Here is an 11,518-nt window from a genome sequence, read left to right as displayed (position 1 = left end):
GGGGTTTATTCGGTCAGCCGGCGCAATTGCTCGACCACATGATCCTGCTGCTCGTCAGTGAGCAACGGATACAGCGGCAGGCTGATCGCCTCGGCGTAATAACGCTCGGCTTCGGGGAAGTCGCCTTCGGCAAAACCCAGGTCGCGATAGTACGGCTGCAAATGCACAGGAATATAGTGCAGGTTCACGCCGATGCCGGCGGCACGCAAGCCTTCGAACACCTGACGGTGGGTCAGGCCGATGCGCTCGGTCTGCAGGCGCACCACGTACAGGTGCCACGCCGATTCTGCCTCCGGCTGCGCGCTGGGCAAGCTCAGTGGCAGATACGCCAGCAACCGGTCGTAACGCGCCGCCAGTTCGCGGCGACGGGCGATAAACCCGTCCAGTTTGCCCAGTTGCGACAGACCCAGCGCCGCTTGCAAATCGGTGATCCGGTAATTGAAACCCAGCTCGATCTGCTGGTAATACCACGGGCCGTGGCTGGGTTCGCTCATCTGCTGCGGATCGCGGGTCATGCCGTGGCTGCGCAGGCGTTGCAGACGCTCGGCCAGTTGCGGGCGATTGGTCAGGACCATGCCGCCTTCGGCACTGGTGATGATCTTCACCGGGTGGAAACTGAACACGGTCATCGCCGCAAAATCCCCGCAGCCCACCGGGCGCCCGGCGTAGCTGGCGCCCACCGCGTGCGAGGCGTCTTCGATCACCGTGAAGTTGTAGCGCTCGGCCAGTTCGGCAATCTTGCGCAGGTCGCAGCTCTGCCCGGAGAACGCCACCGCCACCAACACTTTCGGCAGTGTGCCGTCCTGTTCGGCCTGATCGAGTTTCGCGGCAAGGGCGAAGGCATCGAGGTTCCAGGTCAGCGGATTGATGTCGACGAAATCCACGTCGGCGCCGCAATAGCGCCCGCAGTTGGCTGAGGCCAGAAAAGTGTTCGGCGTGGTCCACAAGCGATCGCCCGGGCCAAGGCCGGCAGCGAGGCAGGCGATGTGCAGCGCCGCGGTGGCGTTGCACACCGCCACGGCGAAGTCAGCCTGGCAACGCTCGGCCATTGCCTGCTCGAAGCGCTCGATGGTCGGGCCCTGGGTCAGCCAGTCCGATTGCAACACCTCGACCACTGCATCGATGTCCGCCTGATCAACGCTCTGCCGACCGTAGGGAATCATGCCGACAACTTCGCGTGCAGCTCGGCGATCTGCCCGACCGAGAGGTAGTGCGGATTGGTGTCGGAGCGGTATTCGAAATCTTCACTCACCGGCCGGCCATGTTCGCCAAGCTTGTCGATGGAGAAATCGACATCGACGCTGGTAAAGCGGATGGAAGGCTGGATGGTGTAGTGGTCTTCGAATTCCAGGGTCATCCGCGCATCGTCCAGCGGCACCATCAGTTCATGCAGTTTTTCCCCGGGACGAATACCGACGTTCTTGTGCGGCAGATGCTCGGCCATGCCTCGCGCCAGATCGACGATGCGGATCGACGGGATCTTCGGCACGAACACTTCGCCGCCGTGCATCCGCGCAAAGCTGTCGAGGACAAACTGCACGCCGTGATCCAGAGTGATCCAGAATCGGGTCATGCGCTCGTCGGTGATCGGCAACTCCTGCGCACCGTCGGCAATCAGCTTGCTGAAAAACGGCACCACCGACCCCCGCGAGCCCGCCACATTGCCGTAGCGCACCACGGCAAAACGGGTCTGCTGCTCGCCGGCAATGTTGTTGGCGGCGACGAACAGTTTGTCCGAGAGCAGCTTGGTTGCGCCATACAGGTTGATCGGGCTGGCGGCCTTGTCGGTGGACAGCGCGACGACTTTCTTCACGCCATTGTCGATGGCGGCGGCGATGATGTTCTCCGCGCCATTGACGTTGGTGCGGATGCACTCGGTCGGGTTGTACTCCGCCGCCGGCACCTGCTTGAGCGCCGCCGCGTGCACCACGTAGTCGATGCCGCGCATGGCCTGCCGCAGACGGTCGGCGTCGCGCACGTCACCGAGAAAATAACGCATGCACGGCGCGTTGAACGTCTGCTGCATTTCGTATTGCTTGAGTTCATCGCGGGAGAACACCACCACGCGCTTGGGCTGGTATTGCTCAAGCAGACGGGCGATGAATTTGCGCCCGAACGAGCCGGTGCCGCCAGAGATGAAGATCGATTTACCGTTGAACATGTGCTGATTCCTGTTGCTTGTCCGACGGACTCAAGCGAGTAACTGCGACCAGTTGACCGGCGTGCTTTCACCCAAGGTAAAACCTTTGCCGATGAGGGACAGGTTGGCGTTATAGGCACTGTCCTGCGCAAAGGCGCCGCCCCACTTCTCACGCAAAGCAGCCAGGGCTGATGGCGCTTGCGGCAAGAGGCCCGGATGCACAACCTGCACCAGCGGCGTCCACACAATGAGGTAACCCGCATCACCGGCCTTGAGGCACAGATCGACATCACTCAAGCCGTCGGCGAACGTCACTTCGTCCAGACCGCCCAGTGCGTTGAACAGTTCTTTGCGGATCATCAGACACACTTTCGACACCGCGGAATAATTCTGCTCGACCGCCAGGCGTTGCATGTAGCCTTCAGCGGCATGTTTTTCACCGATGAAAGGCGAGCCCACGCCATCGTTCAGACCAACAATCAAACCGGCATGGGCGATCTTGCCGTCACGATCAACGAGTTTGGCACCGACGATAGCCACTTCCGGACGCTGCGCGTGATTGAGCAACGAGTCGATCCAGTTCGGATTGACGATTTCGCTGTCAGCGGCCAACAGCACCAGATACTCACCCTGCGCCTGCTCGCTGGCGGCGTTGTACAACGCCGTCTCGCCGAGCGGTTGATCGGCACGCAGCACATTGACTTTAGGGTTACGCAGCGTGCCCAGCCAGTCATTGACCTCGGCCGACTGATTCGGATTCGCTGCAATCAGCACTTCATAGCGGCTGTAACGGGTTCTGAGCAACACGCCTTCCAGGCAGCGACGCAGTGCCGGCAGGTCATCGATGGCCGGCACAATGATCGACACCAGCGGCTGTTCGGCATGACGGTAATCAATCTGATAAGTACCGGGCGTCGCCGAGGTGACCCTGGCCTTGTATCCGCGATTGGTCAGGTGACGCAGCAGCGCCTGACGTTCGTGGGCATTCTCTTCCAGCACCGAGGCCTGGGTGATCAGCAGTGGCTCGTCGAGGTGCGCCAGGCCGCCAATGCCGCCCTGTTCGATTATGCGCAACAGCAGATCCAGTTCCAGGGCCTTGCTGAAGTCGGCCTGATAGCCACCGGCTTCGAGCAACACTTCGCGGCGAATCAACCAATGACGCGCCATCAGCGCTGGAACGCTTTGCAGCAGGTCCAGATTGAAGCCCGGGCGGAAGACGTCGACCAGCGCACCGTTTTCCTTGCGCTGGATTTCATCGGTGGCCACGGCACGCACACCTGTGGCGGACATCAGTTCCAGACTGGCCCGCAACAAGCCGCCAGCGGTGAACTCGTCGCCCGCTTGCGCCAGCAGCAGCCAGTCGCACGGTGACTGTTGGGCGCTCTGATTCAACTTGTCGACATAGTTGCTCTGGGTGACGCGCACGAAGTGCAGGGTGTTTTGCGCGGTGGTCGCTACCGGCGGTTCGCCCGTGGTGAACACCACAATCTTGAACGCTTTGCAGTGCCCCTCGAGCAGACTGTCGAGCGAGACCTGCACCTTGTCGATCTGGTCATCCAGATCCAGCAGGAAAATGCCGAACTGCGGGCCACCGTCATGGGCCGACAGCTGTCGAGTGATCGACTCGATCTGTTGCGCCGACGGCTCACGCGCGGCCAGCCACTGCAGCAGGCGACCGGACTTCATTTTTTCGAAGACCGCCTGATGATCTTCAACCGTCAGCGCCTCAAGTCGAGCAATCCATTCGTTCACCGACTGGGCGGCTTCGTCTTCACCCAGGGTGTCGAGATGTGCGGCAAGGCGTTTGACGACTGTCTGGTTGAAAGCATTGAGGTCGTGCGCCTGCCACAAACGGTCGACCACACTTTCCGGCGTATCGTTGTTACGTGCCTGCAGCAGGTGTGCCTGACGCGTCCATATGCCTTCAAGTCCTTCCAGTTGCATACGGCCGGCGGGCATGGCGTGCAGCATGAATTCGAACTGTTCCAGACGATCGAAGAACGGCTGGTTGTAAAACGGCATCTCGACGTACTGCAACGGGCCGAAACGACGATCTGGATGCCTAAGGTTCTGGTTCCAGGTGGATTCGAAAATCAGTTCTGCAGTCAGCGCGCGCCCAGTCTTCAAGCTGTCGGCCATGGCCTCGAAACTCTGCAGGGCAAACGCCTTGAGCTGTCCGGCGTCGAGCCCTTGAATGGCGGTTGGCAGGGAGGCGAGAAACTCGGCAAAGGCCTCTCGCTCAGCGACCGATTTGCCGTCGGCGTAGGTCAGCGAGTGATACACATCGGTATTGTGCTCGGAGACACCGTAGTTGATCTCACGCACCACATAAGGCATCGACAGGATCCGCGCCTTGGCACTGGCCAGCAGGTAATAGACGTGACCGATTTCCTGCCACTGGAAATTGGTACCCGGTGGCAACGCCGAATGCCAGTTTTTCATCAGGTCAGTACGGGTCACCGCGTAGAACGGCGGAATGTACTGGCTCATGTAATCGATGACACGATCCTGCGCCCGCTCGGACGAATAGTCTTCCTGGACTTTCTTGTCACGACGGTAGTAGTTCACGCCATGGGCCAGAGACAGGTACATCAGGCAATAGCCGTGGCACATGCCGTAGTCCTGATTCGCCTGCAGGAAGTTCACGGACTCGGCCAGCGAATCGTGCAGGATGAAGTCATCGTCAGCCGCCAGCACCATATACGGCGTGGTCAGCTGCTCCACACCATAAGCCAGTTTGGCCTGCATGCCCCAGTAGGCGAACTGCGGCACATGGTGATAATCGACGGCGGAAAAATCCCCTTCAGGCCGCTCGACCGTCGAGTCGAGCACCATGATCCGGCAGGGCAAGCTGCTGTAATACTTCACCGCCCGACGCAGGAACGCCGGCCGATTGTGAGTAATCAGCACCACGGTCAACAGCTCGTTGAGCGGTAGCGCCAGTTCAGAACTGTACTTGCCTTGCATAACTTCTCTCCACAACCGGCGACTCGCCGAGATAACGCTTTGGTGATGGTGCGAATTAACGAACGCGACGCAGATAGCCGTCCGGCGCCACGGTGATCAGCAGCTTGTTCTGCAACTGCTGGTCGATCTCGAAGTCCTGGTTCTCTTCCAGGTACTTCCACACCGCGGTTTTCGGATTGTCGCCCGGGCCCCATGGACGATCCGGGAAGAAATCGGCCGGCATGTCTTCGACCACGGTGTCCATCACCACGCAGTAGCTGTCGACCGAGACCAGCGGCGCGTACAGGCGCAGCTCTTCGAGCACGTGGTCGTGGGTGTGGTTGGAGTCGAGCACCAGAATGACCTTCTTGCCTTTGGCCGCAGCCTGCACCTGAGCGGCGATGGCCGGGTCGATGCTCGAACCTTCGATCATCTTGATGCGCTTGGCCATCGGGTGGCTTTCGATCGCTTCACGGTTGTGCGGGCGGATGTCGAGGTCGATGCCCAGCACTTCACCGTGACCTTGCAGTTCCAGCAATGAGGCGTAGTAGATGATCGAACCGCCGTGGGCGATGCCGCACTCGATGACCAGATCCGGCTTGACCTGCCAGATGATCTCCTGCATCGCCATCATGTCCTGCGGCAGCTGGATGATCGGGCGACCCATCCACGAGAAGTGGTAGCTGTACTTGTGTTTGGCCGATTCGTTGAAGAAATCACGGGCCAGGCCAGTCAGTTTCTGGTCGTCACCCTGCTGGGCGATCTGCTCGCGGCACTCGGCTTCGAAAGCTTGGTTGATGCTGTTGTCGGTCATGTTCAAAGTCTCAATGGTCACTGGAACGAAGCGCTATCGACGGCGTGATAGACGTAGCGTCCACCGGTCATCCGCTTGATTTCTTCGAGGTAATTGGAATTCATCACAAACAGGTGGGCGCCTTCGGGCAAGGCATCCATCGCCTCTTGCGGCGAGGACACCCGCGCGCCGCTCAGCGGCAGATAACGCCCCTGTTTGGCCGGGTTGATATCCACCACACGATCCACCGCGACACCCGCGCGTTGCAGGAACAGCGAATAGATCACGCCTTTGGACGATGCACCCCAGATCGCCGAACCCTGCTCGGGTGCGGACTGAATGATCTGCACCGCGCGCTCGAGGCTGGCGGTGAAACCGTCCGGCAGCGTCAGGCGTGGCACCGGTTGCTGCGGAGTCAGGCGCAACGTCGAAAGGTCGGCAACGATGTACAGGTATTGGCCGCCAAACAGGTGGCCGGCCTCGTGCACGGTGCCGAACATGCGGCGCAGGTCATCGAGGCGGAAATAATTGACGTGCTCGTAGAACAGGTCGAACCAGGCCTTGTGCTCGAGGATCCAGTCGAAGCATGGCACCTCGATGTAGATCTGCCCGCCCTGATTGGCTTCGGCGATCACCGCCAGAAAGCTCACCGGGTCTTCGATGTGTTCCAGCACATGACGCAGCACGATGGCGTCCGCCGCCAGGCCAAGACCACGGGTGAACGGCGCCTTGATCACGTCGGCGTTCTCGCCTTCGTAGGCCGGGTCGATCCCGGTGATCGAATAACCGAGGCCCTTGAGCAGCTCAAGGAAGTAGCCCTTGCCGCAGCCGACTTCGATCAGTTCCTGGCCCTTGAAGTGTTTGGCGATGATGCCTTCGACGTCGCTCAGGTGCTTCTGGAACTGGCCCGAATGGGCCTGCTCGTTTTGATAGTCAGCGTCATAGCTGAGCTTGTCGGCGTCGAACGCGGCGTTGAAGATCAGGCCGCTGCGCTCATCCTGCACCAGCAGCATGTCGGCGCTGGCCGAAGCCTTTGCCGACTCCGGGTCGGCGAAGGTGCGGTTCTGCAACACCGGCAGGTCGGTGACCCGATACAACTCGTGCCTCATTGCGGCTCTCCCAGTAGCTGTTGCAAACGCTCGGTCACGGCCCAGAACGCCATTGGTTCATGGCTCGGATACGGGTAATGGCCGAGGTTCAGTTTCAGTGCCGCACCGCGCTCGCGCAGCCGTTGTTCAACCAGTGCGCGCACCGATACCGGTTGGCCACTGGCGCAGTTGATCACGCCGTTGAAATCGCGCTGATGGACGATCGTGGCGAGGTAATCGGCGGCGCTGGCGATCGGCAAAAAGTCCCGCAGTTGCTCGCCGCCAGACATGTTGAACGACGCCTCCCCGGCATCGATCGCCCGGTCCAGCGCTGCCAGCAGACTGTTGGGGTTCTGCCCTTCGCCATGCAGATAGAACAGACGCGCCCACTGCAAGGTGAACGGTTTTTCCTGCTGCAGATTTTGCAAAAACAGCTGCAGCGTGTGTTTGGCCAGACCGTAAGGATTGCTCGGCCGCGGCTCGACATTTTCGCTGAGCGGGCCGCTTTGCATGCCGTACTCGAAGCAGGTGCCAGTCACCAGCACTTGCTTCACACCCGCCTCGACCGCGCCTTTGATAAAGCGGTAGTCGGCCATCAGGTTGTGCTCGAAATGGAACAGCGCCCGATAGTTCGGCAACCCCGGCCAAGCCAGGTGCGCGAGGACGTCGATACCGTCGGTGAGCGCCGCAATGTCCAGATCCGCCGCGTGAATATCCGTCGCGACGAATTCGACGTGATTGATCCACGGCATGCTCGCCGCAGTCTCGACATTACGCGCCACCGCACGTACCGCGCAGCCACGGGCGAGCAACGCCGCGACCAGATGCCGGCCGACGAAGCCCGTGGCCCCGGTGACCAGGACGTTCACAGGACTTTCATCTCAGGCACGGCGATTACGAAGCGCCCGTCCCACTGGCGTACCTGCGCCAGTTGCTGACTGACTTCGTGCAGCAGGTTCCACGGCAGCACCAGCACGTAATCCGGTTTTTCGATGTCGATCTGCGCCGGCGCAACAATCGGAATACGACTGCCCGGCAGGAACTTGCCCTGCTTGTGCGGGTTGGCATCGGCCACCCACGCCAGCAGATCCGGCTTGACCCCGGCGTAGTTGAGCAAGGTGTTGCCCTTGGCCGCCGCGCCGTAACCGACCACCCGCTTGCCGTCGGCCTTGGCCTGCAACAGGAAGCGCAGCAGTTCATGCTTGATGCGTTCGGCAGCCGGCGCGAGGGTCGCGTAGTACTCAGGGGTTTTCACCCCAGCATCCAGCTCGGCCTGCAACTGTTGCTGCACCGCCGGCTGCACAGAACGACGCTCTCCGTCCTGGCGCTGCACGAACACCCGCAGCGAACCGCCGTGAGTGCTCAACTGACTGACGTCGAACACTTCCAGACCATTGCGCTCGCACAAGGTCTGCACGGCGGTCAGCGACAGATAGGAATAGTGCTCGTGGTACAGCGTGTCGAACTGCGCGCCAGCCATCAGCGTCAGCAGTTGCGGAAATTCGAAAGTAGCGACGCCGGTCGGCTTGAGCAGCGTGGCGAAACCACCAAGGAAATCATTGATGTCCGGCACATGCGCGAGCACGTTGTTGGCGGCCATCAGGTCGGCGCCCCAGCCTTCGCTGTGCAGCTGCGCAGCGCTGTCGCGACCGAAGAACACTTCACGAATCTGCAGACCCTTTTCCCGCGCCGCTTGCGCGGTGCTGCGGGTCGGCTCGACACCCAGACACGGAATGCCGCGAGCGGCGACGTACTGCAGCAGGTAACCGTCGTTGGCTGCGACTTCGACCACACGGCTGTCGGCGCTCAGGTCAAAGCGCTCGACCATCTCGGCGACATAACGCTCGGCGTGGGCCAGCCAGGTGCTGGAGAACGAACTGAAGTAGGCGTACTCGGCGTCGAACAGGCTGTCGGCGCGGGTGTAGTCCTCGGTCTGCACCAGCCAGCACTGCTGGCACACGGCGACCTTGAGCGGCACCCACTGTTCGGCCTGCTCCAGGCGCTCGGCATGCACGTAGGCGTTGGACGGTGGCGAGGTGCCGAGGTCGATCAGCGGCAGGCTCAGCGGTGCGGCGCACCCACGGCAGTTCATAGACGCACTCCGGCAAAGTGTTGATCGAGCGCAGGATGGCTGGAATCACGCGCTGACAAATTATTGACAGGCAACGGCCAGGCAATCGCCAGCCGTGGATCGTTCACCGACAAGCCGCCCTCATGCTCCGGCGCATAATCAGCGCTGTGCAGGTAAAGCAGTTCGGCGTCGGCGGTCAGGGTCTGGAAGCCGTGAGCAAACCCGGCCGGAATCAACAGACTGCGACCGTCGCCGGCCTTGAGGTGCTCGGCGTGCCAGTGCAGAAAGGTTGCGGAATCCGGACGCAGATCCACCGCCACGTCCCACACCTCACCGCGCAGGCAAGTGATCAGCTTGGCTTCCGGCGCATTGGCATTCTGATAATGCAGACCGCGCACGCTGCCCTTCTCGCGGGTGCAGGAATGGTTGATCTGGCGGATATGAAATTCGCTGCCGAACGCGCTCAGGCTGCCTTCGCAGAACAGCCGGGCGAAATGCCCGCGCTGATCTTCGAAGCGTCTGTGCTGGACGTTGAACAGCCCGGCCAGCGGCAACGGTTTCAAGGAAAACTCGCTCACAGCGCGCCTCGGTACAGGTTCAGTTGGCCGAGAGTGACGTTGCGCATGTCATCGCCGTTCTGCCACGCCAGATGCCAGTCGAGGGTCTGGGTCAGGCATTGCTGCAAGGTCCAGCGTGGCTGCCAGCCGAGTACCTGACGGGCGCGGCTACTGTCGAGGCGCAACAGGCCAGCCTCGTGCAGTTCGCTTTTTTCGATGCGCAGACCACGTGCCTGTGGCCAGCGACTGGCGAGCAGTTCGACCACTTCGCCGACGCTGCACATGTCCGCCTCGCCCGGGCCGAAGTTCCACGCCCCGGCGTATTCCGGGCCTTGTTCGTAGAGCCCCGCCGCCAGTTGCAGGTAACCGGCCAGCGGTTCCAGCGCGTGCTGCCACGGGCGCACCGCTTGCGGATAACGCAGGATCACCGGCTCGTCCGCAGTCCAGGCTTTGAGCACGTCGGGAATCAGCCGCTCAGGGGCGAAGTCACCGCCGCCCAGCACGTTGCCGGCGCGCGCGGTGGCCAGGGCCAGACCGTGTTCGGCGTACTTGTCAGCCGGGAAAAACGACGCGGCGTAAGACTGCGCCAACAGTTCGCAGCAAGCCTTGCTGCTGCTGTAGGGATCGTGGCCACCGAGGGCTTCGTCTTCGCGGTACGGCCACAGCCATTCCTTGTTGGCGTAAACCTTGTCGGTGGTCACCAGCACGCAGGCGCGCACGCAACCGACCTGACGGATCGCTTCGAGCAGGTTCAGCGTGCCCATGACGTTGCTGGAATAAGTGCCCAGCGGGTCGCGATAACCTTCACGCACCAGCGGCTGCGCGGCCAGGTGCAAGACGATCTCCGGCTCGGTGTCGGCGATGATCTCCAGCAACGCGCCGAGATCGCGCAGATCACCGCGCTGATCGTTGATCCCTTCGTGAACCCGCGCCAGTTCATAGAGGCTCGGTTCGGTCGACGGATCCAGCGAAAAACCGCTGACTTGCGCGCCGAGGCTTTGCAGCCACAGGGTCAGCCAACTGCCCTTGAAACCGGTGTGGCCGGTAATCAGTACGCGCTTGCCGCGCCAGAAATCCGCACTCAGGCCCATTGCTTCCATGGGGCCTCCCCGCTCTGCCACAACGCTTCGAGGTGGTTCTTGTCGCGCAGGGTGTCCATCGGATGCCAGAAGCCTTCGTGTTCGAAGGCGTTCAGCTGTTCATCCTCTGCCAGACGTGCCAGCGGCTCGGCTTCCCAGGTGGTTTCATCGCCAGCGATGTAGGACAGGACTTTGGGCGACAACACGAAAAAGCCGCCGTTGATCCAGCCACCGTCGCCGCGCGGTTTTTCGGTGAAACCGAGCACCTGATCGCCCTGGCGCTCAAGGGCACCGTAACGTCCCGGCGGCTGCACCGCGGTGACGGTGGCCAAACGCCCGTGGGCTTTGTGGTAATCGACGAGTTGAGCAATGTTGATGTCGGAAACGCCGTCGCCGTAGGTGAAGCAGAACGCCTCTTCATCCTTGAGGTAACGGCCGGCACGCAGCAGACGGCCACCGGTCATGGTTTCCTCGCCGGTGTCAATCAGGGTGACGCTCCACGGCTCGCTGTAGTTCTGGTGCACGTCCATGCGGTTGTTGCGCATGTCGAACGTGACGTCGGAGGTGTGCAGGAAGTAGTTGGCGAAGAAGTCCTTGATCGCATAGCCCTTGTAGCCCAGGCAAATCACGAAGTCGTGGATCCCGTGAGCGGAATACTGCTTCATGATGTGCCAGAGAATTGGCTTGCCGCCGATCTCGATCATGGGCTTGGGCTTGAGGTGCGACTCTTCACTGATGCGCGTGCCGAGGCCACCCGCCAAAATAACTGCCTTCATCGTCTCCCCTCTCGTTCGTCACCGGGCTGCGCATGGCTTTGTTGAGCGATGCGGGCCGTCTGGCTAAC

General features: G+C 61.4%; 10 protein-coding genes. All 10 read right to left on the bottom strand.

Annotated features, from left to right (window positions below; translation table 11 throughout):
* Positions 1-5: 5 nt before the first annotated feature.
* The 10 genes from pseC to rfbF are packed head-to-tail and all read right to left on the bottom strand — an operon-like array spanning position 6 to position 11,450.
* The gene (pseC, locus tag M0808_RS05875; protein WP_247840277.1) at positions 6-1,163 is read right to left on the bottom strand and encodes a UDP-4-amino-4,6-dideoxy-N-acetyl-beta-L-altrosamine transaminase; all 1,158 of its coding nucleotides are present in this window, start codon (positions 1,161-1,163) and stop codon (positions 6-8) included.
* Complete coding sequence (gene pseB / locus M0808_RS05870; RefSeq protein WP_027614222.1) at positions 1,160-2,161, bottom strand: UDP-N-acetylglucosamine 4,6-dehydratase (inverting); 1,002 nt, start codon at positions 2,159-2,161, stop codon at positions 1,160-1,162. The genes pseC and pseB overlap by 4 nt, the downstream gene beginning before the upstream one ends.
* 30 nt (positions 2,162-2,191) lie before the next feature.
* Positions 2,192-5,107, bottom strand: a complete 2,916-nt coding sequence (locus tag M0808_RS05865; RefSeq protein WP_247840275.1) for a TIGR00180 family glycosyltransferase — start codon at positions 5,105-5,107, stop codon at positions 2,192-2,194.
* 55 nt (positions 5,108-5,162) lie between these two features.
* Entirely contained in the window at positions 5,163-5,900 is a 738-nt protein-coding gene (locus tag M0808_RS05860; RefSeq protein WP_027614220.1) for a cephalosporin hydroxylase family protein, read from the bottom strand.
* Positions 5,901-5,917: 17 nt separating this feature from the next.
* Complete coding sequence (locus M0808_RS05855) at positions 5,918-6,988, bottom strand: class I SAM-dependent methyltransferase (RefSeq protein ID WP_134785732.1); 1,071 nt, start codon at positions 6,986-6,988, stop codon at positions 5,918-5,920.
* Entirely contained in the window at positions 6,985-7,836 is an 852-nt protein-coding gene (locus tag M0808_RS05850) for an NAD(P)-dependent oxidoreductase (protein ID WP_247840273.1), read from the bottom strand. The genes M0808_RS05855 and M0808_RS05850 overlap by 4 nt, the downstream gene beginning before the upstream one ends.
* Positions 7,833-9,059 carry a class I SAM-dependent methyltransferase gene (locus tag M0808_RS05845; protein WP_247840271.1) on the bottom strand — a complete coding sequence of 409 codons (1,227 nt, stop codon included), beginning with the start codon at positions 9,057-9,059 and terminating at the stop codon, positions 7,833-7,835. The genes M0808_RS05850 and M0808_RS05845 overlap by 4 nt, the downstream gene beginning before the upstream one ends.
* A complete protein-coding gene (gene rfbC / locus M0808_RS05840; RefSeq protein WP_247840269.1) occupies positions 9,056-9,616 on the bottom strand; it encodes a dTDP-4-dehydrorhamnose 3,5-epimerase in 561 nt (186 codons plus the stop codon). Before rfbC ends, M0808_RS05845 begins: the two co-directional genes overlap by 4 nt.
* Positions 9,613-10,695: a CDP-glucose 4,6-dehydratase gene (gene rfbG / locus M0808_RS05835; RefSeq protein ID WP_247840267.1), complete on the bottom strand. Its 1,083-nt coding sequence runs from the start codon at positions 10,693-10,695 to the stop codon at positions 9,613-9,615. The genes rfbC and rfbG overlap by 4 nt, the downstream gene beginning before the upstream one ends.
* On the bottom strand, positions 10,677-11,450 hold the full coding sequence (rfbF, locus tag M0808_RS05830) for a glucose-1-phosphate cytidylyltransferase (RefSeq protein WP_095139348.1): 774 nt from the start codon (positions 11,448-11,450) through the stop codon (positions 10,677-10,679). Before rfbF ends, rfbG begins: the two co-directional genes overlap by 19 nt.
* Positions 11,451-11,518 lie beyond the last annotated feature (68 nt).

This window comes from Pseudomonas sp. MWU12-3103b, from assembly GCF_023100615.1.
GTDB classification, from domain to species: domain Bacteria; phylum Pseudomonadota; class Gammaproteobacteria; order Pseudomonadales; family Pseudomonadaceae; genus Aquipseudomonas; species Aquipseudomonas putida_A.
Note: the sequence above shows the minus strand (reverse complement) of the source record. Positions and strands in the feature narration are given on the sequence as shown.

What these genes read in the sequence shown, in the direction of transcription:
- pseC (WP_247840277.1), bottom strand. Translation starts at nt 1,163, where the DNA reads ATGATTCCCTACGGTCGGCAGAGCGTTGATCAGGCGGACATCGATGCA.
- M0808_RS05860 (WP_027614220.1), bottom strand. Translation starts at nt 5,900, where the DNA reads ATGACCGACAACAGCATCAACCAAGCTTTCGAAGCCGAGTGCCGCGAG.
- pseB (WP_027614222.1), bottom strand. Translation starts at nt 2,161, where the DNA reads ATGTTCAACGGTAAATCGATCTTCATCTCTGGCGGCACCGGCTCGTTC.
- rfbF (WP_095139348.1), bottom strand. Translation starts at nt 11,450, where the DNA reads ATGAAGGCAGTTATTTTGGCGGGTGGCCTCGGCACGCGCATCAGTGAA.
- M0808_RS05865 (WP_247840275.1), bottom strand. Translation starts at nt 5,107, where the DNA reads ATGCAAGGCAAGTACAGTTCTGAACTGGCGCTACCGCTCAACGAGCTG.
- M0808_RS05855 (WP_134785732.1), bottom strand. Translation starts at nt 6,988, where the DNA reads ATGAGGCACGAGTTGTATCGGGTCACCGACCTGCCGGTGTTGCAGAAC.
- M0808_RS05845 (WP_247840271.1), bottom strand. Translation starts at nt 9,059, where the DNA reads ATGAACTGCCGTGGGTGCGCCGCACCGCTGAGCCTGCCGCTGATCGAC.
- rfbG (WP_247840267.1), bottom strand. Translation starts at nt 10,695, where the DNA reads ATGGAAGCAATGGGCCTGAGTGCGGATTTCTGGCGCGGCAAGCGCGTA.